The sequence below is a fragment of the Anaeromyxobacter sp. K genome (genome assembly GCF_000020805.1).
GTDB lineage: Bacteria > Myxococcota > Myxococcia > Myxococcales > Anaeromyxobacteraceae > Anaeromyxobacter > Anaeromyxobacter dehalogenans.
Genome location: NC_011145.1, coordinates 877,709 through 899,587 on the forward strand (window position 1 = coordinate 877,709; position 21,879 = coordinate 899,587).

Sequence of the window (21,879 nt, forward strand, 5' to 3'; positions counted from 1 at the left end):
GGTAGCCTCGGCGGCCCCTGGAGCCCGGGTCCGGCGTGACCTCGCGCCAGGGAAGAGGCGCCCGCTCGACGGAACGCGTCGGAGCGGGCGCCTGTTTCGTCAGGGGGACAGGTGCGCGCCCCCGCACGCGGGGACCGGGCCAACCGGAGATTCGAGCAGATCATGTTCAACTACGTCCTGAAGAAGGTCCTCGGCACCAAGAACGAGCGCGAGCTGAAGCGCCTCCGGCCGCTCGTGGCGCGGGTCGCCGAGCTGGAGCCGCGCATGAAGGCGCTCCGGGACGAGGACTTCCCCCGGCTGATCGCCGAGTGGAAGCAGCAGGTCCGCGAGAACGGGCGCACGCTCGACGACCTCATGCCGGAGGCGTTCGCGCTGGTGCGCGAGGCGGGGGTCCGCGCGCTGGGCATGCGCCACTTCGACGTGCAGCTCATCGGCGGCGCGGTGCTCCACTCCGGGAAGATCGCCGAGATGAAGACCGGCGAGGGCAAGACGCTGGTCGCGACGCTGCCGTGCGTGCTGAACGCGCTCTCCGGGCGCGGCGTGCACGTCGTCACCGTGAACGACTACCTGGCCCGGCGCGACGCCGAGTGGATGGGCCGCCTGTATCGCTTCTGCGGGCTCCGCACCGGCGTCATCGTCCACGGCCTCACCGACCGCGAGCGCCAGGAGGCCTACGGCTCGGACATCACCTACGGGCAGAACAACGAGTTCGGCTTCGACTACCTGCGCGACAACATGAAGTTCAGGCTCCAGGACTACGTCCAGGGCGAGCTGAACTTCGCCATCGTGGACGAGGTGGACTCGATCCTCATCGACGAGGCGCGCACCCCGCTCATCATCTCGGGCCCGTCGGACGAGTCGTCCGAGCTCTACGCGCGGGTGAACGGGGTCATCCCGTCGATGATCCGCGACCAGGACTTCACGGTGGACGAGAAGAGCCGCACCATCGTGATGACCGACGCGGGCGTGGAGAAGATGGAGAAGAAGCTCTCCGTCCAGAACCTCTACGCGCCCGAGGAGATCGAGACCCTCCACCACGTCGAGCAGGCGCTCCGCGCCCACCACATCTACCGGAACGAGGTGGACTACGTCGTGAAGGACGGCGAGGTCCTCATCGTGGACGAGTTCACCGGCCGCCTCATGCCCGGCCGGCGCTGGTCGGACGGCCTGCACCAGGCGGTCGAGGCGAAGGAGGGGGTGAAGATCGAGGCGGAGAACCAGACGCTCGCCACCATCTCCTTCCAGAACTACTTCCGCATGTACTCGAAGCTCGCGGGCATGACCGGCACCGCGGACACCGAGGCGGAGGAGTTCGCCAAGACCTACAACATCGACGTCGTCGTCATCCCGACGAACAAGAAGAACGTCCGCAAGGACTCCGAGGACGTCGTCTACAAGACCGAGGGCGAGAAGTTCGACGCGCTCTGCACCGAGATCGAGCAGCGCCACGGCACCGGGCAGCCGGTGCTGGTCGGCACCGTCTCGGTGGCGAAGAGCGAGGTGGTCTCGACCCTGCTGAAGCGGCGCGGCGTCCCCCACGCCGTCCTGAACGCCAAGCACCACCAGCGCGAGGCGGAGATCGTCGCGCAGGCCGGCCGCAAGGGCGCGGTGACCATCTCCACCAACATGGCCGGCCGCGGCACCGACATCATCCTGGGCGGCAACGCCGAGATGATGGCGAAGCACGAGGTGGGCCCGGAGCCGGACGCGCCCATGGAGGGCGAGGAGGAGCAGGCGTTCCTCGAGCGCAAGGCCGACTGGGGGCGGCGCCTCGAGGCCGCGCTGGAGAAGCTGAAGGCGCAGACCACCGCGGAGCACGAAGAGGTCGTGAAGCTGGGCGGCCTGCACATCGTCGGCACCGAGCGCCACGAGTCGCGGCGCATCGACAACCAGCTCCGCGGCCGCGCCGGCCGCCAGGGCGACCCCGGCTCGTCGATCTTCTACCTGTCCCTCGAGGACGAGCTCATGCGCATCTTCGGGTCCGACCGGATCCAGGGGCTCATGGGCCGCATGGGCATGAAGGACGGCGAGCAGATCGAGCACCCCTGGCTCACCAAGGCCATCGAGGGCGCGCAGAAGAAGGTCGAGGCGCACAACTTCGACATCCGCAAGAACCTGCTCGAGTACGACGACGTCATGAACCAGCAGCGCCGGTCGATCTACCGGCTGCGGCGCATGGTGCTGGGCTTCGGCGCGGGCGTGCCGGTGGTCGAGTACGAGGAGGATCCCAAGACCAAGAAGAAGACCCGGCACGAGCAGGTCTTCACCTGGGCCGACGCGGGCGAGCACATGCTCGACCTCGTGGAGGACCTGGTGGTCGAGATGGTCGGCGCGAGCTGCCCGAGCCGCGTCGCCGACTGGGACCTCGACGGCCTGTCCGCGAACATCCGCGAGCAGTTCGGCGTGGAGATGAAGTTCACGCCGCCGGTCGGCCGCGCCCAGGAGGCGCGCCGCGCGCTCGAGGAGCAGGTCTTCAACGTGGTGGAGAAGCTGTACCGGGCGAAGGAGGAGGAACTCGGGAAGGACCCCGAGGGCACCCCGGTGCTGCGCCGCTGGGAGCAGTACCTGTACCTCCAGGCCATCGACCAGCAGTGGAAGGACCACCTGCTCTCGATGGACCACCTGCGCCAGGGCATCGGCCTGCGGGGCTACGGCCAGAAGGACCCGAAGCAGGAGTACAAGAAGGAGGGCTACGAGATGTTCGTGCAGATGACCTGGCGCGTGAAGAGCGCGGTCATCGGCAACCTCCTCCGCCTGCAGCTCGTCCGCCAGGAGACCGCCGAGGAGCTCGAGGCGAAGCGCCTGGCCATGCAGCGCAAGGCGCTCCAGCGGATCACCGCCAGCCACGCCGAGTCCGCCGGCGACGGCGACGCGAAGCCCGCGCCCAAGCAGGAGACGGTGGTGCGCCAGCACCCGAAGGTCGGCCGCAACGACCCCTGCCCGTGCGGCTCGGGCAAGAAGTACAAGAAGTGCCACGGCGCGACCGAGGCCGCGGTCTAGCGGCCCCTCGACTCCGACCGCTCATCCCGAGCGCAGCGCCGCGCCAGCGGCGCGAGGTCGAGGGACGCTCAGGGTGAGCGGGTCTGGACGATCCGCTAGAACGCCTCCAGCACGAGCACGTACAGCTCGACGCCGAACCGGCTCGCCGCGAGATCGACGCGGATGTTCGCGCCGTCGTCGGTGAGCTTCCAGCGCAGGCCGAGCCCCCCGGACGCCTTCACCGACTGCAGCGTGAGCGCGCGCAGCGAGGGCGCCACGTCGCCCACCGCGGCGAACGCCGCCGCGCCCAGGCGGCCCACCACCGGCGTGCGGAGCTCCGCCTGCGTGACCCAGTCCACGCGGTCGCGGTAGCGCCCCTCGCGGATCCCGCGCAGGAACCGGGTGCTGCCCAGCTTCGGCAGCAGCGTGAAGGGCGGCTCGCCGTGCGCGCCCTCGGCGTAGGCGTGCAGGCCCAGCACGCGCCGGTGGCCGAGCGGCACGAAGTGGCGCGCCTCCGCCACGCCGCGGCCGAAGGTGGCGTGCCGCCGCCCCAGCGCCGCCGGCGCGTACACGTACCAGGCCTGCAGCACCGTCCCGCGCATCGGCCAGAACGTGTTGTCGCGCGTGTCGTAGGTGGCGCTCGCGCCCGCGGCGGCCGCGGTGTAGCCGTCCCAGCCCGCGACCGTGCCGCGCGCCAGCAGGCCGCCCGGCTCGCGCTCCTGGATCTCCTCGGCGCGCAGGTCCACCCGCGGTCCGATGCGGAGGTTCGGGACCACCGGCAGCTCGGCGGTGACCACCGCCTCCGCGCCGCGGCGGGTGAACTTCTCGCGGTCCTCGCTCGTGGTGTGCGGGCCGATCCCGTAGAAGACGTCCGGGAAGTGGACCACGCGCGTGCGGCCGCTCAGCAGCGTGCCGTTCGGCAGGTAGATCTCGCCGGCGACGTCCACCGAGCCCTGCCGCTCCAGCGTGTAGACCGCGCCCACGAACACGCTCGAGGGGCGGGGCGCGCCGCGCAAGTCGAGGTGCAGGCCGCCGGTGGCGCCGAAGCCGAGCCGCGTCTCGGGGAGCCAGAACAGCACCGGCAGCGCGAACCAGCGGTTGCCGTGGCGCTGGGCCTCGGCGGCGGCCACGTGGCCCTCCGGGTGCGCCGCGGTCTCGGCGGTGCGCTCCCCCGGCTCGGCGGCGGGCGGCGGGTTGTCGGACGCGCTCGCGCCGGCGGCCTCGGCGGACGCCGCGGCGCCGGGGGAGGGCCCGGGAGCAGGGGCGGGGGATGGGGCCGCGGCGGCGCGGGCGGCGGTGAGCAGCAGCAGCAGGGCGAGCGAGGAGCGGGCGGCGAGGCGCATCGGCCGCGAGAGGCTACCACCGGCGCCGGCCCGGCGCCGCGATCTCCGCCGCGGACGCCGCGTTCGACGTGGCGCCTCGGCGGTCCCTCCGATGGTAGAAGCTGCACCGCTGGTCGGTTCCACGATGCGGGCCCGGATGGGCCCCCGCAGGGTGAGCGATGCAAGTGCCCGAGCCGTTCGACCTCGTCCTCACCGTCCGGAGCCAGGCTGGTACGACCTGCCGCCGTGGCGCTGGGACGAGGCCCGCCGCGTGCTCGGGCGCCCCCTGCGGCTCTCCGGCGCACGCGTCGCGTACGCGGAGGTGGCCGAGGGGGAGCCCGGCCGGCTCGCGTTCCGCGCGTTCGCGCAGGGGCGGCTCGGCGCCGCCGAGGCGCGGGAGGCGCGCGCGCTGCTCGGCGCCTGCCTGGCGCTCGACGAGGACCTCGCGCCGTTCCAGGCGCTGGCGGCGGACCTCGAGCGCCGGCGCGCCGCGGGGAAGGGGCGGGACCTGCCCGACCTGCGCTGGGCGCTGGCGCGCGGCGCGGGTCGGCTGCTCCGGTCACCCACCGTGTACGAGGACGCGGTGAAGACGCTCTGCACCACCAACTGCTCCTGGGCGCTCACCCGCTCCATGGTGACGCGCCTGTGCGAGACGCTCGGCGAGCCCGGACCGCTCGCGACCCGCGCCTTCCCCACCGCCGAGGCCATGGCCGCGCGGACCGAGCGCTTCTACCGCGACGAGATCCGCGCCGGGTACCGCGCGCCGTTCCTGCTCGCGCTCGCGCGCGGCGCCGCGGACGGGACGCTCGACCTCGAGGCGCTGCGCCGCTCCCCGCTCGACACCGACGCGCTCGGTCGCCGGATCTCGGAGCTGAAGGGCTTCGGCCCCTACGCGACCGAGCACCTGCTCCGCCTGCTCGGCCGCCACGACCACCTGGCGCTGGACTCGTGGACGCGCCCCAAGCTCGCACGCCTCCGGGGGAAACGCCGGCCCCCCGCCGATCGCACCCTGCGGCGGTGGTTCGCGCCGTACGGGCGGTGGGCCGGGCTGGCCATGTGGCTGGAGGTGACCGCCGACTGGCACGGGGACGCGCCGAGCTGGCCCTGACCCGCGCCCGCGCGGGATGCCGCCGGCGCGGCGCCGCCCGGCCGGGGAAATGGTAGAAGATCGGACTCGACCGGAGGCGACATGAAGGCAGCGTTCGTGCTGGTGAAGTGCGAGCTGGGCCGCATCGAGGAGGTGGCGAACGCGCTCATGGAGATCGAGGGCGTGTCCGAGGTCCACTCCGTCACCGGCACCTGGGACCTGCTCGTGAAGCTCTACGCCCCCGAGTACGACGCCTTCGGAGATCTCATCCCCGACCAGGTCCAGAAGGTGGCCGGCGTCCGCGACACCGAGACGCTGCTCGCCTTCCGCGCGTTCAAGCCGCTCGCCTGACGCACCGCCCGCAGCCGCCCGCAGCGCCAGGACACGAGGAGACGAGGAGCCATGGCCTTCCGCATCCGCCAGCCGGTCCGCCACCCCGACGTCGATCGCGCCGGGATCGTGTACTTCCCGCGCTTCTACGACTTCTTCCACCGCGCGCTCGAGGACTTCTTCACCGCCGAGGTCGGGATCCCGTTCTGGGATCTCGGCGACCAGCTCAAGGTCGCGCTGCCGGTGGTGCGCATCGAGACCGACTTCGAGAAGCCGCTCCAGCACGGCGACGCGGTGACGATCCAGCTCACCACGCTGCACATCGGCGCGCACTCGATCTCGATCCGCTACGACGTCTTCCGGCCGAACGAGGCCGAGGCGGCCGCGAGCTCCACGATCGTGCTCTGCTGCATCGAGGTGCCCGGCTGGACGAAGGCGCCCATCCCGCCGGAGATCCGGGCGGCGTTCGAGAAGCACCGGGTGTAGGGGGCGAGGCGGCGCGGTGACGCTCGGGTCCGTGCGGACCCGGGCGCAGCGGAACACTGCCGGTCACATCGGCCCGACTCGCCGTTCCACGCATTCCGGGGGCGGGGAGGGTGCATGGACGGTGCGCCGTCCGGAGTGTGGGGGAAGCTGCGACGCACACCGGGATCCCCGGTGGAGCGTTGGCATCCGCTCGTCGCTCACTGCGCAGATGTCGCAGCGTGCCTGGAGGCACTGCTCGCTGACGCCGTCATCCGGTCTCGCCTGGCGCGCCTCGCCGGACTGCGCGACCTCGAGGCGCCGCAGCGGGCGCGACTCTGCATCTTGGCAGCGCTCCACGACGCGGGAAAGTTCAACCACGGATTCCAGCGGAAAGGAGCGCTGGCGCCCGCGGACGTCGCCGGCCACGTCGGTGAGCTCTTCGGGGCCCTGGCGGTCCCCAGCCCGGAGCGCGCCGCGCTGGTCGCTGCGCTCGGCCTGCGCGAGATCGATGCATGGGGCGCCTCGCGCCTGCTCGTGGCGGCGCTCGCACATCACGGCGCCCCAGAGAACGTGCGGAACCCGAGCCGGCCACCTCGCGCGGCGCTGTGGCGCGCGACGGAGGACCGCGACCCGATCGCCGGCATCGCCGCGCTGGCAACGACGGCGCGCTCCTGGTACCCAGCGTGGCGCGAGCCGGCGGAGCCGTTCCCGGACCGGCCGCCGTTCCAGCATGCGTTTAGCGGCCTCGTCACTCTGGCCGACTGGATCGGTTCCGACGAGGCGGCTTTCCCGTACGCCGCGGATCCGGAAGCGGATCGGATGCCGTTCGCCCGCGAGCGCGCGCAGCAAGTGCTCCGGCGACTGTGGGTTGATCCGTCGGCGGCACGGGCCGCGCTCCGCGGCGTGATGCCCGCGTTCACGGATCTGTTCGACGTCGAGCGACCACGTCCGGCCCAGCAGGCGGTGCTCGACTTGGCGGTCGCCCCCGAGGGCGGCCTCAGCATCCTCGAGGCCGAGACCGGCTCCGGCAAAACCGAGGCCGCTGTCGCGCGCTTCGTTCGCCTCTTCGCCGAAGGGCGGGTCGACGGCATGTACTTCGCCCTCCCGACCAGGACATCGGCCACGCAGATTCACCGGCGGCTGGTGGACGCCATGCGGCGCTGCTTTCCGGACGAGCGAGAGCGGCCGCCCGTGGTGCTGGCAGTTCCGGGCTACCTGCGAGTTGACGATCTGGTGGGAGGGCGCGACCCGCGTCTACCCCCCTTCGCCGTCTGCTGGCCGGACGACGAGCAGGAGCGCATGCGGTGGCGAGGCTGGGCGGTGGAGCACGGGAAGCGCTATCTCGCGGGCACCGTGGTGGTCGGCACCATCGACCAGATCCTCCTCTCCGCGCTCCCGCTGAAGCACGCTCACCTGCGCGCCGCGGCGCTCCTGCGCCATTTCCTCGTCGTCGACGAGGTGCACGCCTCCGACGCCTACATGAACCGGCTGCTCGAGACAGTGCTGGAGCGCCACCTCGCCGCTGGAGGGCACGCGTTGCTCATGTCGGCGACCCTGGGGGCGGCGGCGCGCGAGCGGTTCGTCCGGTCGAGCGCCGATGGGAGCCTGCCACCTCTCGCTGCGTGCGAGGAAATGCGCTACCCCGGTATCTCCTGCCGCGGCGCCGGGACAGAGCTGGCGGACCGCGAGCCTCGGCCCGCAGGAGGGCCGGCCGACTCGAAGCCGCTCGCAATCGAGCCCGTGCCCATTCTCGACGAAGCGAGTGCGATCGCGGGGATGGCGCTCGACGCGGCCAGGGCGGGTGGCCGGGTGCTGGTGATCCGGAACACGGTCAAGGGGGCGTTGGCGGTGCAGCGCGACCTCGAGGCGCGCGCGGGATCGCGCGACCGGGCGCTCCTGTTCGAGTGCGAGGGCCAGGCTGCGCCGCACCACTCGCGCTACGCCGCCCCGGATCGCGAACGCCTCGACCGGGCGATCGAGGCCGCGCTCGGGAAGCGAGCCGGCGCCGGCGGCCGGGTAGTCGTGGCGACGCAGACGGTCCAGCAGAGCCTGGACCTCGACGCGGACCTCCTCCTGACCGACCTCTGCCCCGCCGACGTGCTCTTGCAGCGCGCCGGCCGGCTGCATCGCCACGCAGTCCGGAAGCGGCCTGCCGGTTTCGAGCGCGCGCGGGTAGCCTTGCTCGTGCCGTGCGACCCGGACCTCGGCAAGTACATCACCGCTCGTGGCGACGCTCGCGGTCCCCAGGGTATCGGGACGGTGTATCGCGATCTGCGCATCCTCCAGGCGACGTGGTCCTTCGTCGGCGAGCACGCGGAGATCGAGATCCCGGCGAACAACCGGGCCTTCGTCGAAGCCGCTACCCACCCCGAGGCGCTCGGCCGCGTGGTCGCGCGGGGAGGCGAGCGCTGGACGCTCCACGCGCGCGCCGTCACCGGAGCCCTCCTCGGCGAGCAGGTCCTTGCGACGACGAACGTCTTCGACTGGAACCGGCCGCTCGGCGATGCGGCGTTCGGGGCCGGGTTCGACGGTCTGGTGAAGACCCGGCTCGGCGCGGGGGACCGGATCGCCCGGTTCGATGGCGGGATCCCTTCTCCGTTCGCGGGGAGCGTGGAGGTGTTGAGCATCCCGGCGTGGTTTGCCAGCGGGGCCGGGCCGGACGAGGTGCCACGCGAGGTGAACGTGTCCGGCCCCTGCGTAGGGTTCCAGTTCGGCGGGAAGCGATTCGTCTACGATCGGCTCGGCCTGCGCCCGGAAGCAGCCGCGGCCCCAGCGCACGAGGAGGATGCCGCAGATGCCTAGGGCGAGGAGCGGGGTGACGGGGAAGCGCGCGAAGAGCGCACGCGGGAGGGACGTGCGGGGCGAACCACCGACGAGATCGCTGCCCCTTCACGATTTGCTGGACGAGCCGCTGCTCGGGATCGCGCGCGGCGACGGCTCGCGCGGGCGCCTCGACCTTCCCGGCGTGCTTGAGGCGCTCGGGAAGGACGAGGTCGAGGGCTTCTCGGCGCTGCAGGCGCATCAGCAGCACGCATGGCACGCGTTCCTGGTCCAGCTCGCCGCGATCGCTCTGCAACGCGGCGAAGATCGGTCGCCGAAGCTCAAGGCGGCGCGCTGGCGCGAGCTGCTCGAGACGCTCACCAGGGGGCGTCATGAGCCGTGGACGCTGGTGGTGCCGGACGTGTCCCGCCCCGCATTCCTCCAACCGCCCGTGCCGGAGGGGACGCTCGCCGCCTTCAAGTCACGGCTCGCACGGTCCGACGAGCTGGACCTGCTCGTCACCTCCAAGAACCACGACGTCAAGGCGGCGCGGGCCGCGAACGCGCGGCCGGAGCACTGGGTGTATGCGCTCGTCTCGCTGCAGACGATGCAGGGCTTTTCCGGAAGGGCGAACTACGGCATTGCGCGGATGAACGGCGGCGCCGGGAGTAGGCCGGGCCTTGGTCTGGCGCCGGGCCACGCGCTCGGCGCGCGCTTCCGGCGGGACGTCTCCGTCCTCCTCGAGGTTCGCGACTCCATTCGGGCGGGCCGAGGGTACAAGGCGCACGGAGGGATCTCGCTGCTCTGGCTCGAGCCGTGGGACGGGAATTCTGCGATCACGCCCGGCGAGCTGGATCCGCTCTTCATCGAGGTCTGCCGGCGCGTCCGACTGGACGTGAGCGACGGCGGGATCGATGCGCACACCACCGGAACCGCGGCCGCGCGCATCAGCGCGGGCGATCTCCGGGGCAACACCGGGGACCCATGGACTCCGGTCCAGAAGGCGGAGGGGAAGGCGTTCACCGCGACCGAGGCGGGCTTCTCGTACCGCGTGCTGCAGCGGCTGCTCGGGGACGAGTACGAGCCCGGTGCGACGCAGCTCCCGCGCCGGGCAGACCGGGAGGTCGAGCTCGTCGCCACCGTTCTCGCGCGGGGGATGGGCAAGACCGGCGGCTACCATGAGCGGCGCCTTCCGGTTCCCGGAGACGTGCTGCCGTGGCTCGCGGACGACGAGCGGCGCGCGCTCCTTGGTGCGCTCGCGCGCGAGCGCGTCCAGCTTGCCGCGGATGTGCAGCGGCTCGTGCTGAAGCCCGCGATCTTGGCGTACCTGCAGGGCGCGCCGGACGATCTCAAGTTCAAGGACCGCCGCGCCGATCCGTGGCTCGACGCGCACGACGCCGAGGTCGATCGGATCTTCTTCGAGCGCCTCTGGGCGGATCTCACTCGCGACGTGGACGGCGCCCGGAACGACTGGGCGAGGACCGTGCTCGAGCTGGCTCGTGCGCAGCTGGAGTCGGCGCTGGAGGTGGCTCCCGTACCCATCGCGCGTCGCTATCGCGCCATCGCCGCCGCCGAGCGGGTCTTCGAAGGCTCGGCCCGAAAGCACGTGAAGGTTGCATTCGACCTGGAGAAGGAGGAACGACATGAAGCCTGAGGAGGAGTCCTCTGCGCAGCGCTCCGACGAGCGGACGCTCTCGAGCCGGGTGAACGCCCTGGCGCGCGCGATCGCGGCTGCGTCGCCCGGCGATGTGGCTGCGCTGCGGCGGCTCGCTCCGGAGGATCCGGCCTCGCCGGCTTTCTGGAGACTCGCGGCCGCGTATCTCGACGATGCGCTTCCCTCCGGAGGTGAGGCCCGCGAAGAGGCGGAGCGGAGCTGGGCGGCGGTCATGTGCGGGATGGCGCTCACGGCCGGCCTTCACGCACCGCGCTGCCGGGCCGGCGCCGCACTCGCCGAGGCAGGCTTCTCCGAGCTCCGCTTCGAGCGGCTGTTGCGCGCCTCGGGGCCGCAGCTCTTCCGCGAGGTGCGGGCCGCCGCGGCGTTCCTCGCCTCCAAGGCGGCTGAGTTCGACTGGACCGACCTGGCCGCTCTCGTGCTCAACGACGGCGGACCATCTGCCGAGCGGACCCGCCGCTCGCTCGCGCGCAGCTTCTACCAGCAGCGCTCCACGCAGGACTGACCCGAGGCTACCCATGAACAGGTTCGTGCAGATCCACACGCTGACCTCCTACCCGGCCTCGCTCCTCAACCGCGACGACGCGGGGTTCGCCAAGCGGATTCCGTTCGGTGGCGTGACCCGGACCCGGGTCTCCTCACAGTGCCTGAAGCGACACTGGCGCACGTTCGAGGGCGAGGGCGCGCTCTCCGGGCTGGGGCAGCCGATGTCGGTCCGCTCGCGCTACACCTTCGACGAGCTGGTGGTGCAGCCGCTCGTGGGGGAGGGCGTCCCGGCGGAGCTCGCGCGCGAGGTCACGCGGGCGCTCATGAGCGAGGTGCTCGGAAAGAGCGCCAAGGCGGCGAAGGCGGACGCCAGGGCCGACGAGAAAGAGGAGGAGGAGGATAAGGACGCCAAGACCGAGTCGACGCTGCAGACTGGCCAGATCACCGTGCTCGGCCGGCCCGAGGTGGCCTACCTGCTCGAGCTCGCCCGCACGGTCTGCCGCAAGAAGCCCGATCCCGCCAAGATCGCCAAGGCCGTCTCGGACCACCTCGGGGCGGACGGGCGCAAGAACCTGCGCGAGTTGCGCCTCGGCGCGGGTCTCGACGCCGCCATGTTCGGTCGGATGGTGACGAGCGACATCCTCGCACGGGGCGACGCGGCGTTGCACGTCGCGCATGCATTCACCGTTCACGGGGAGGCGACCGAGACCGACTACTTCTCCGCGGTGGACGACCTGCCGATGGCGCGGACCGAGGACGGGCAGGGCAGCGGACACATCGGCAACGCCGAGCTCACGTCCGGCCTGTTCTACGGGTACGTCGTCATCGACGTGCCGCTGCTCGTCTCGAACCTCGAAGGCGTAGATCGGAAGGCGTGGGAGAAGGCGGACCGAAAGCTCGCGGCCCAGCTCGCCGAGCGCATGGTGAAGCTGGTCGCGACCGTCTCTCCCGGCGCCAAGCTCGGCTCGACGGCGCCGCACGCCTACGCTCACCTGGTGCTCGCCGAGTCGGGAAACGCGCAGCCGCGCACGCTGGCGAACGCGTTCCTGGAACCGGTCGTCACCGGCCCACGGCAGCCGGACCCGGTCGCCGCAGCGTATCGCGCGCTCGCGCGGCACTCGGCCGACCTCGATCGCATGTACGGGCCAGCCTTCCAGCGGCGGCTGGCGGCCATCGGTCCGGCTGACGGCCTGGCCGATGTGCTGCGCGCTCCGGCGAACGCAAGTCTGGCCGAGGTGGCGACCTGGGTCGCCGACCAGGTGCGAGGCGGGTGATGCTCGACGCGCTCATCCTCCGATTCGACGCGCCGCTTCTCGCCTTCGGTGGGGTCGCCGTGGACAACCACGGCGAGGTGGGGGATTTCCCCGGGCTCTCCATGGTCGCGGGCCTGATCGCGAACGCGCTGGGATACGATCACCGGGACTGCGACAGGCTCGAGGCGCTGCAGCGCAGGCTGCGCATCGCGGTGCGGCGCGATCGATCCGGCCAGCGGCTGGTGGACTTCCAGACGGTCGCGCTCGGCCAGCCGTTTCTGGAGCGCGGCTGGACAACGCGAGGCGCGGTCGAGGGACGCGACGGCGCCTTCTCCGACGGGACGCACATCCGATATCGCGCCTACTGGGCCGACGCGGTGTACACGCTCGCCGTGACGCTCGACCCGCCGGCCGAGTCGCCGGGTCTCGATGCGGTGGAGCGCGCGCTGCGGGAGCCGGAACGACCGCTGTTCCTCGGACGCAAGGCGTGCCTGCCGTCGGTTCCCATCCTGGCCGGCCGGCTGCAGATCCCGTCGCTGCTCGCCGCGCTTGCCAGTTTCGAGCGGGTCTCCAAAGACCGCTGGGAGGGCGGCGAGCCCGCGCCGCTCGCGGCGTGGATCCCGGGGAGCGAAGCCGCCGATCCGCTGGTGCGCGAGCTCCCGGTCACCGACGAGCGCGACTGGGCCAACCAGCTCGTCGTGGGTCGCCGCATCGTCCACCAGACGTCGGTCATGCCTCCGGAGGTCGCGAATGTCCGTTGAGCTTCGTATGCTGCGCATGCGCTTCGATTCCGGCCGGCTCTACGAGCTGGGCCGTCGCCGCCGGCTTCCGCCGCGTACCGACCTCGGCTACCTGCTCCACTGTCAGCTTCGGGAGATGTTCGGGCCCGAGTCTCCCACCCCTTTCGCGGTTCGCGACGGCTCCGGCCGGTCGGTGGCAGTACTAGCCTACTCGACGCGGGCGGCAGCCGAGCTGCAGCGCCACGCCCAGCAGTTCGCACAGCCCGACGTGTACGGAACGTGCGACTGGAACGCGTTCGACGAGAAGCCCATGCCGGGGCAGTGGCGGACCGGCGAGCGGGTAGGGTTCGAGGTGCGGTGCTGCCCGGTGGTGCGCATGTCGGGCGACGGTCCACGCTGGCGGGCCGGCGCGGAGGTGGACGCGTTCCTGGCGCGGTGCTGGCGAACGGAGGGGACCGTCGAGCGGGAGGCGGTGTACCGGGAATGGCTGGCGGACGAGCTCGGGCGGCGAGGAGGTGCACGGATAGTTTCCGCGCGCGTGCTCGGCCATCAGCGAGCCCACCTCGTTCGTCGGGACCATCGTCCGGAGCGCAAGGCAATCGGCGGTGAGCGGCCCGAGGCGGTGTTCTCGGGCGAGCTGGACGTCACCGATCCCGAGGCGTTCGCGGCGCTGCTCGCGCGCGGGGTGGGGCGGCATCGAGGGTTTGGCTTCGGGATGCTACTGCTGCGGCCGCCGGAGTGACGCGTGCTGAAGGGCAGGCTCGGGCTCGAGACCGCGCGCATTCCCCAGGGCGACCGGCACGGACTGCTCTGGCTGTCGCGCGGCAACCTGTACGTGGAGGACGGGACGCTCCGCTTTCGCACCGTGGGCTGGGCTGGCCTGCCCGCTGGCGACTACGCCATCCCGTTCCAGATGGTCACCGCCGTCCTCCTCGAGCCGGGGACCACCGTCAGCCATGACGCGCTCCGGCTGCTCGCGCGCCACGGGACGGGCCTCGTCGCCGTCGGAGAGGAAGGCACGCGATTCTACGCGAGCATGCCGTTCGGCCCGGACGCGTCCGCTCTCGCTCGGCGGCAGGTGACGGCGTGGGCGAGCGCCGCGGACGGCCGGCTCCGCGTCGCCCGCCGCATGTACGCCTGGCGCTTCGGCGAGGTTCTGCCCGACGAAGACATCACCGTCCTGCGCGGCATCGAGGGCGCCCGCATGCGCGAGATCTACCGGCGCCTTGCCGAACAGTACGGGGTTCCATGGTCGGGCCGGCGATATGACCGGCAACGCCCAGAGCAGAACGACCCGGTGAACCAGGCGATCAACCACGCGGCGAGCGCGGTCGAAGCTGCCGCGCTCGTCGCGGTGGCGGTGACCGGGACGGTCCCGCAGCTCGGGTTCATCCACGAGGACTCGGGGAATGCGTTCGCGCTCGACGTCGCCGACCTGTTCCGTTCGGCGATAGCCCTGCCGGCCGCCTTCTCGGCGGTCCGCGAGTGCGCGCGCGATCCCCGCCAACCGCTCGAGCGCACCGCGAGGCGTGCTGCGGGTCGCCTGCTACGGCAGAAGGACGTCATTCCTGAGATGATCGACCGCATCAAGGAGATGTTCGATGCCGATGACGGTCATCGTGACCCGTGACGTGCCGGATCGCTTTCGAGGCTTCCTTGCGTCGGTCGCGCTGGAGATTGCGGCTGGCGTCTACACGGCACCGGAGATGACCGCCTCGGTGCGCGAGCGTACCTGGACTGTGCTGGAGAGCTGGCATCGGCACGCGAGCCAGGGAGCCGTCGTGATGACGTGGCCCGATGGTGCCGCGCCCGGCGGGCAGCGCGTGCTCGTGTTGGGCGATGCGCCGCGGGACCTCTGGGTCGCAGATGGCTTGGTGTTGGCGCGCCGCGACGTACCGGCTGAACCGGGCGCACCCTCGCTCGTTCCATGACAACCGAATAGGCAGCCCAGGCGCGCAGGGAACGCGCCTGGCTGCTATACCCATTCATGTAAGAGGCTTCCCCGCGTGCGCGGGGATCGACCCTGCGCCTCCTGGGACGTGAGGCCGTTCACGCGGGCTTCCCCGCGTGCGCGGGGATCGACCCTGCGGCGCCCCGAACTGCTCCGTCTCGAGCTCGGCTTCCCCGCGTGCGCGGGGATCGACCCCGTAGGTGATCGCCTTCGACTCGCTCCTCATCGGCTTCCCCGCGTGCGCGGGGATCGACCCCGGCTCGCCGACCTGCACCCCGCGGCGGGAGCGGCTTCCCCGCGTGCGCGGGGATCGACCCTCCCGCCGGGCCTGCTCCCGCAGCGCGCGCTTGGCTTCCCCGCGTGCGCGGGGATCGACCCGCGATTCGGTCGCGCCACTTGCCGGAGCCCTGGGCTTCCCCGCGTGCGCGGGGATCGACCTCCAGCAGTGGCAGACCGTGGGCTGGCCGGGACGGCTTCCCCGCGTGCGCGGGGATCGACCCAGCGGGGTCGCCGGCGACTTCGACGCGGACGAGGCTTCCCCGCGTGCGCGGGGATCGACCCGTGGACGAGTTCCTCGCGCTCCTCGAGGGCGTGGCTTCCCCGCGTGCGCGGGGATCGACCCCTCTTCGAGGGGTTCAGCCGCGGGACGAAGGGGGCTTCCCCGCGTGCGCGGGGATCGACCGACGTAGGCGCCATTCCAGCCGATGACGTAGGTGGCTTCCCCGCGTGCGCGGGGATCGACCCCCGCTGCACCGAGGTACGTCGAGCGCGTCATGGGCTTCCCCGCGTGCGCGGGGATCGACCCGCCGCGTTCAGCGCGACGGCCATCCAGAAGTTGGCTTCCCCGCGTGCGCGGGGATCGACCCCTCCAACGCCGGCTCCGTCACGCGGCTACTGCGGCTTCCCCGCGTGCGCGGGGATCGACCCACCCCGGCCGGCGCCGCGGATACCTACGTCATGGCTTCCCCGCGTGCGCGGGGATCGACCCGCGACGCACCTGGGCGGGCACGCCCACATCAAGGCTTCCCCGCGTGCGCGGGGATCGACCCGTCACGAAGGTCCTGTCGCCGATGGCGCTCGGGGCTTCCCCGCGTGCGCGGGGATCGACCCGTCCAGGGCACGTCGCACCACGGTGCGCAGGAGGCTTCCCCGCGTGCGCGGGGATCGACCCCCGGATCTCGCCTTGGGGACCGATCTTCGCGGGGCTTCCCCGCGTGCGCGGGGATCGACCCCGGACCTCTTTCGCCGGCGCTGCCTGGTGTTCGGCTTCCCCGCGTGCGCGGGGATCGACCCCAGGCTCCCGAGCTCGGCGCGCGCGTGGAGGCGGCTTCCCCGCGTGCGCGGGGATCGACCCGGCGCGGCGGTCGTGAGGACGACGGGCGGGTGGGCTTCCCCGCGTGCGCGGGGATCGACCCATCTCGCCTCCTCGGGTTGACGCTGCGTGGAGGGCTTCCCCGCGTGCGCGGGGATCGACCCTGCCTCGCCACGCTCGAGATCGAGGACCAGAGGGCTTCCCCGCGTGCGCGGGGATCGACCCGTCGGGTCGTCCTCGACCGCCTTGCACCGCTCGGCTTCCCCGCGTGCGCGGGGATCGACCCCTCGCCGAGATGGTCACCGACCCGGGCGTCGCGGCCGCGATGACGGGCTTCCCCGCGTGCGCGGGGATCGACCCGGCTGGGCGACCGGCGCGGAGGAGGCAGCGTTGGCTTCCCCGCGTGCGCGGGGATCGACCCGGTGAGGAGCCCTTCTAGTCCCAGGGGCGTGTGGCTTCCCCGCGTGCGCGGGGATCGACCCTCGCCGAGGGTGATGGGCTGCCAGTACCAGCCGGCTTCCCCGCGTGCGCGGGGATCGACCCGTTCCAGCTCGAGCGGCGCGCTCGGCCGCGGCGGCTTCCCCGCGTGCGCGGGGATCGACCCGGGTTGGGCAAAACCTCGTTGAACAGCACCGAGGCTTCCCCGCGTGCGCGGGGATCGACCCGACATCGAGAACGGCGACCTGGTGCAGCTCTCGGCTTCCCCGCGTGCGCGGGGATCGACCCCCATGGGCTCGCGCAAGGTGGCGACCGATGCCGGCTTCCCCGCGTGCGCGGGGATCGACCCGCGCCCGCGAACGAACCCACCACGGCGCCGAGGGCTTCCCCGCGTGCGCGGGGATCGACCGTTCAGGGTGGACGGGATCGAGGTCGAGTTCGCGGCTTCCCCGCGTGCGCGGGGATCGACCCGTCCTCCTCGTCCGCGAGGCGCTCTCGATCGCGGCTTCCCCGCGTGCGCGGGGATCGACCCTTCCCGCCCTGTCCAGGCACCGGCCGGTGCCCGGCTTCCCCGCGTGCGCGGGGATCGACCCCCGGCGCCCACCAGGTTGACGACGGCCGGGCTGGCTTCCCCGCGTGCGCGGGGATCGACCCGTCTGGGGCGACTACTACGACGAGGCCTGCATGGCTTCCCCGCGTGCGCGGGGATCGACCCCCGAAGCCCGGGAGGCTCTCGTGACCGCGCGCGGCTTCCCCGCGTGCGCGGGGATCGACCTCCGAGTCCTCGAGCTGGATGGCGTCGAGATCGGGCTTCCCCGCGTGCGCGGGGATCGACCCTCCAAGGACGGGGCCAAGAAAAGCCCGCGCAGGGCTTCCCCGCGTGCGCGGGGATCGACCCAGGGGAAGGGACGAGAGCCGCCGCCGCGCGGTGGCTTCCCCGCGTGCGCGGGGATCGACCCGAGGGAGCGGAGCTGGTCAGCGACCGCGGGGTGGCTTCCCCGCGTGCGCGGGGATCGACCCCTGCCGGCGGACGTCCCGGCCGCCGCGGGCGTGGCTTCCCCGCGTGCGCGGGGATCGACCCGAGCAGCTCCAGCACGTCACCGCGCTTGGTCAGGCTTCCCCGCGTGCGCGGGGATCGACCCGCGCCGAACAGCGCCAGGATCGCGTTGCCGCGGGCTTCCCCGCGTGCGCGGGGATCGACCCGGGCTCCGCTACCGCGCGGCGAACACCGAGCCGGCTTCCCCGCGTGCGCGGGGATCGACCGTGCGAGCGCTCCTCGCCGTCGCGGTCGTACTGGGCTTCCCCGCGTGCGCGGGGATCGACCCGTGCGGGCGGCCCGGGTGGTCAGGGACGCGCTGGCTTCCCCGCGTGCGCGGGGATCGACCCGCGCCCGCGCCGGCCGCCGTCGCCGGGTACCTGGCTTCCCCGCGTGCGCGGGGATCGACCCGAGTGACCGTCCGGGTCCGGTCCGTAGGCGACGGCTTCCCCGCGTGCGCGGGGATCGACCCCTCGGCGGGAAGCCGTGGCCCACCGGCCCCGCGGCTTCCCCGCGTGCGCGGGGATCGACCCGCGATGGCCGTCGTGTCGCTGGCGCGCTCGGGGGCTTCCCCGCGTGCGCGGGGATCGACCACCGATGGCGGCGGCGGTGGCGAGGGAGGTCGGGGCTTCCCCGCGTGCGCGGGGATCGACCCCCGCGCGGCGTGGACGCGCTCATCGCGGCACCGGCTTCCCCGCGTGCGCGGGGATCGACCCGACGGCCAGCTCGAGGAGCTACCGGCGACTCAGGCTTCCCCGCGTGCGCGGGGATCGACCCCTCGAACCGACCGGACCGCGCTGGCGCGTCGAGGCTTCCCCGCGTGCGCGGGGATCGACCCACATCGAGTGCTAGGCGACCGCCGGTGTAGGTGGCTTCCCCGCGTGCGCGGGGATCGACCCTCCTTGTCGCCGCCGGCGATGGTCGGGCCGGTGGCTTCCCCGCGTGCGCGGGGATCGACCCGACTGCGAGGCGCGTGAACTGCTCCTCGAGCTGGCTTCCCCGCGTGCGCGGGGATCGACCTGGGTCTCGCTGCGGCCCTGCCGTTCCAGATGCGGCTTCCCCGCGTGCGCGGGGATCGACCCCTTCCACGTCGGCAACGCGCCGGAAGATCGCTGGCTTCCCCGCGTGCGCGGGGATCGACCCGCTGGCGGGGTCCAGGGCCTGGCGACTGATGCGGCTTCCCCGCGTGCGCGGGGATCGACCCCCGCCTCCGGGTCGGGGGCGGGACTGGTACCTGGCTTCCCCGCGTGCGCGGGGATCGACCCCCCGGCACGCAGGCCGCGCCCTACGCGACGCTGGCTTCCCCGCGTGCGCGGGGATTGTAGAGCGACAGGATAACTGACCCCCTCGCGACACTAATTCTGACCCCCCCTCCCTCCTCGAACGCGGAGGCGGAGATGGGCAGAGAAGTGCTGGCTGTGGCACCCCCGAGCGCGGAGGTGCCGATGGTCGAGGCGGAGGCGGTCCGGGAGATGCGCGCGCTCGCGGGACGAGGCTGGGGAGCCAAGCGCATCGCCCGCGAGCTGGGTCTGGCGCGCAACACGGTGCGCCGCTACCTGCGCGGCGGGCCGGGAGCCGAGGTCCAGGAGCGGCCCGCGGCGCGCCGCCTCGACGAGACGGCGCGGGCCGAGGCGGTGGCGCTGTTCGACGGCACCGCCGAGGGCAACGCGGTCGTGGTCGCGGACCTGCTCGCGGCGCGAGGCGTCGAGGCGAGCGTCCGGACCGTGCAGCGCGCCGTGGCGGGGCGGCGACGCGAGCAGCGCGCGGCCGACCTCGCGACGGTGCGCTTCGAGACGGCGCCGGGCCGGCAGATGCAGATCGAGTTCGGCGAGCGGAAGGTCTCGATCGCCGGCGAGCGAGTCACGGTGCACTTCCTCGCCGCGGTGCTCAGCTACTCGCGCCGGGGGTTCGTGAAGGCGTTCCTCCACGAGCGCCAGGGGGAGTGGCTCGACGGCATCGCGTCCGCGTTCCGGCACTTCGGCGGCGTGCCCGCCGAGGTCCTCGGCGACAACACGCGCTGCCTGGTCGCCGCGCGCAACCGCGACGCACAGACGGTGACGTTCCACCCGGCGTACCTCGCCTTCTGCCGCGACTGGGACGTGCAGCCGCGCGCGTGCCAGCCGTACCGGGCGCGCACCAAGGGCAAGACCGAGTCCGGCGTGAAGTACGTGAAGCGCAGCGCCATCGCCGGCCGGCAGTGTGAGTCGTTCGCGCATCTCGAGGCGCACCTCGCCGATTGGCAGCTTGCGGCCGACCAGCGCGTCCACGGCACGACCCACGAGCGCCCCGCAGAGCGGTTCGAGCGCGACGAGCGCCAGGCGCTGCGACCGCTTCCGGCGAGGCCGCTGCCGACCCACGCGCGCCGCCTGCAGCGGCGCGTCGCGAACGACGCGCTCATCGACATCGACACTGTTCGCTACAGCGTGCCGCACCGGCTCGTTCGCGAGCACGTCGAGGCGCTCGTCACCGCGACCGAGGTCCGCGTCTACCACGGCCAGGACCTCGTCGCCGTCCACGCGAGGTCCCAGGAGCCGCACGCTCGCGTCGTCGACCCCGCGCACTTCGAGGGGCTCTGGCGGCGCACGCCGGTCGAGAACGTCGTGCCGCTCGCGCAGCCGCTCGCGGCCCTGGGCCGTAGCCTCGACGACTACGCGGCCGTGATCGGAGGTGCTGCGTGAGCACCGAAATCGTGCGCGCCCGCGTGCTGGAGCACCTCGGTCGTCTGCGGCTCGGCCGCATCGCCGAGCAGCTCGATGCGGTCCTCTCCGGCGCCGCCCGCGGCGAGCCGACCTACCTGGACTTCCTCGACACGATCCTGCGCGAGGAGGTCGGTGCCAAGCAGCGCAAGCGAGTGGCGATGGGGATCCAGATCGCGCACTTCCCGACCGTGAAGACGCTCGACGACTTCGACTTCAGGTTCCAGCCGAGCGTCGACCAGAAGCTCGTCCGGGAGCTCGCTGTCGGCCGCTACGTCGCCCAGGCCGAGAACGTCCTCGTCTTCGGCCCGCCGGGCGTCGGCAAGACTCACCTCGCGATCGCGCTCGGCCGCGCCGCCGTCGAGGCCGGCTACGCCGTCCTCTTCACCAGCGCGACGGCGCTTCTGGGCGCGCTCTCGAAGGCAGAGACGGACGGCCAGCTCGGCGAGCGGCTCGCGTTCTACACGAAGCCGAAGCTCCTCATCGTGGACGAGCTCGGGTACCTGCCGTTCGAGAAGCGCAGCGCGCACCTGTTCTTTCAGCTCGTCGCGCGGCGGTGCGAAAAGGGTTCGATGCTCGTGACGACGAACCAGGTCGTGACGCAGTGGGGAACCGTGTTCGGAGACGAGGTGCTCGCCGCCGCGATCCTCGACCGGCTCCTGCACCACAGCTTCACGCTGATGATCCAGGGCGAGAGCTACCGACTGAAGCAGAAGCGCAAGACGGGCCTGCTGGGTAGGGCCGAGAAGGCGAACTGACCGGGAGGGAGGGGGTCAGTTTTAGTGTCGTAACGGGGTCAGATCTTCCTGTCGTTTGACAGGGATCGACCCTCGGTCCGCTCGCCCGCCGGGATCGTCTCTCTGGCTTCCCCGCGTGCGCGGGGATCGACCCGACCCCCGACCTTCACCGCGCGCCCCGCGTCGGGCTTCCCCGCGTGCGCGGGGATCGACCCCGAGGTCCGGCTCGAGGCGCTGGCCGAGCGCGGGCTTCCCCGCGTGCGCGGGGATCGACCCACCGGGAAGTGGCTGTTCCAGTGCCAGTGCCGGGCTTCCCCGCGTGCGCGGGGATCGACCCGGCCACAGCACGAGGCCGACGATGCGCAGCACGGCTTCCCCGCGTGCGCGGGGATCGACCCGCGAGCGGCGCCACCTCGCGCAGCCGGTCGCGGGCTTCCCCGCGTGCGCGGGGATCGACCCCCGGTGATGTTCTCGCGGTCGTCGGTCCTGGGGGCTTCCCCGCGTGCGCGGGGATCGACCCACCACGTCGACGTTCTGCGGCAGGAAGACCTGGGCTTCCCCCGCGTGCGCGGGGATCGACCCCGACCATGTACGCCGGTCTGAGGCTCATCCCGG

15 protein-coding genes and 2 CRISPR repeat arrays (1 of these 17 running past the window's edge) are annotated in these 21,879 nt (G+C 72.6%); of the genes, 14 read left to right on the top strand and 1 reads right to left on the bottom strand.

The window, feature by feature from the left end:
• Positions 1-162 precede the first annotated feature (162 nt).
• Positions 163-3,000 (top strand): preprotein translocase subunit SecA, encoded by a 2,838-nt coding sequence (gene secA / locus ANAEK_RS03855; protein WP_198137457.1) that lies wholly within the window; start codon positions 163-165, stop codon positions 2,998-3,000.
• A 95-nt stretch (positions 3,001-3,095) separates the two neighbouring features.
• Here secA and ANAEK_RS03860 read toward each other — a convergent pair whose 3' ends face one another.
• A complete protein-coding gene (locus tag ANAEK_RS03860; RefSeq protein WP_012524839.1) occupies positions 3,096-4,322 on the bottom strand; it encodes a BamA/TamA family outer membrane protein in 1,227 nt (408 codons plus the stop codon).
• Positions 4,323-4,572: 250 nt separating this feature from the next.
• Between ANAEK_RS03860 and ANAEK_RS03865 the strand changes: the two genes are divergently transcribed.
• From ANAEK_RS03865 to istB, 13 genes are all read left to right on the top strand, one after another.
• A complete protein-coding gene (locus ANAEK_RS03865) occupies positions 4,573-5,409 on the top strand; it encodes a DNA-3-methyladenine glycosylase (RefSeq protein WP_232288359.1) in 837 nt (278 codons plus the stop codon).
• Positions 5,410-5,490: 81 nt separating this feature from the next.
• Positions 5,491-5,739, top strand: coding sequence for an Lrp/AsnC ligand binding domain-containing protein (locus tag ANAEK_RS03870; protein ID WP_011419797.1), 249 nt, complete (start codon positions 5,491-5,493; stop codon positions 5,737-5,739).
• 51 nt (positions 5,740-5,790) lie between these two features.
• A complete protein-coding gene (locus tag ANAEK_RS03875) occupies positions 5,791-6,204 on the top strand; it encodes a thioesterase family protein (RefSeq protein ID WP_012524840.1) in 414 nt (137 codons plus the stop codon).
• 114 nt (positions 6,205-6,318) lie between these two features.
• A complete protein-coding gene (locus tag ANAEK_RS03880) occupies positions 6,319-8,985 on the top strand; it encodes a CRISPR-associated helicase/endonuclease Cas3 (protein WP_012524841.1) in 2,667 nt (888 codons plus the stop codon).
• A 13-nt stretch (positions 8,986-8,998) separates the two neighbouring features.
• Positions 8,999-10,597 (top strand): type I-E CRISPR-associated protein Cse1/CasA, encoded by a 1,599-nt coding sequence (casA, locus tag ANAEK_RS03885; protein ID WP_232288360.1) that lies wholly within the window; start codon positions 8,999-9,001, stop codon positions 10,595-10,597.
• A gap of 49 nt (positions 10,598-10,646) precedes the next feature.
• Complete coding sequence (gene casB, locus ANAEK_RS03890; protein ID WP_232288361.1) at positions 10,647-11,120, top strand: type I-E CRISPR-associated protein Cse2/CasB; 474 nt, start codon at positions 10,647-10,649, stop codon at positions 11,118-11,120.
• Positions 11,121-11,145: 25 nt separating this feature from the next.
• Complete coding sequence (cas7e, locus tag ANAEK_RS03895; RefSeq protein WP_232288362.1) at positions 11,146-12,375, top strand: type I-E CRISPR-associated protein Cas7/Cse4/CasC; 1,230 nt, start codon at positions 11,146-11,148, stop codon at positions 12,373-12,375.
• Positions 12,375-13,115: a type I-E CRISPR-associated protein Cas5/CasD gene (gene cas5e / locus ANAEK_RS03900; RefSeq protein ID WP_012524845.1), complete on the top strand. Its 741-nt coding sequence runs from the start codon at positions 12,375-12,377 to the stop codon at positions 13,113-13,115. Before cas7e ends, cas5e begins: the two co-directional genes overlap by 1 nt.
• 16 nt (positions 13,116-13,131) lie before the next feature.
• The gene (locus ANAEK_RS03905; protein ID WP_232288363.1) at positions 13,132-13,836 is read left to right on the top strand and encodes a type I-E CRISPR-associated protein Cas6/Cse3/CasE; all 705 of its coding nucleotides are present in this window, start codon (positions 13,132-13,134) and stop codon (positions 13,834-13,836) included.
• Between the two features lie 3 nt (positions 13,837-13,839).
• A complete protein-coding gene (gene cas1e, locus ANAEK_RS03910) occupies positions 13,840-14,724 on the top strand; it encodes a type I-E CRISPR-associated endonuclease Cas1e (protein WP_012524847.1) in 885 nt (294 codons plus the stop codon).
• Positions 14,696-15,025 carry a type I-E CRISPR-associated endoribonuclease Cas2e gene (gene cas2e, locus ANAEK_RS03915; protein WP_012524848.1) on the top strand — a complete coding sequence of 110 codons (330 nt, stop codon included), beginning with the start codon at positions 14,696-14,698 and terminating at the stop codon, positions 15,023-15,025. The genes cas1e and cas2e overlap by 29 nt, the downstream gene beginning before the upstream one ends.
• Before the next feature lie 64 nt (positions 15,026-15,089).
• Positions 15,090-19,157: a CRISPR direct-repeat array (repeat unit 29 nt; unit sequence GGCTTCCCCGCGTGCGCGGGGATCGACCC).
• 119 nt (positions 19,158-19,276) lie between these two features.
• Positions 19,277-20,509, top strand: coding sequence for an IS21-like element ISAnsp4 family transposase (gene istA / locus ANAEK_RS03920; RefSeq protein WP_012524849.1), 1,233 nt, complete (start codon positions 19,277-19,279; stop codon positions 20,507-20,509).
• Positions 20,506-21,285 (top strand): IS21-like element ISAnsp4 family helper ATPase IstB, encoded by a 780-nt coding sequence (gene istB / locus ANAEK_RS03925; RefSeq protein ID WP_012524850.1) that lies wholly within the window; start codon positions 20,506-20,508, stop codon positions 21,283-21,285. Before istA ends, istB begins: the two co-directional genes overlap by 4 nt.
• 43 nt (positions 21,286-21,328) lie before the next feature.
• Positions 21,329-21,879: direct repeats of the CRISPR family, unit length 29 nt; unit sequence GGCTTCCCCGCGTGCGCGGGGATCGACCC; it runs 272 nt beyond the window's last position.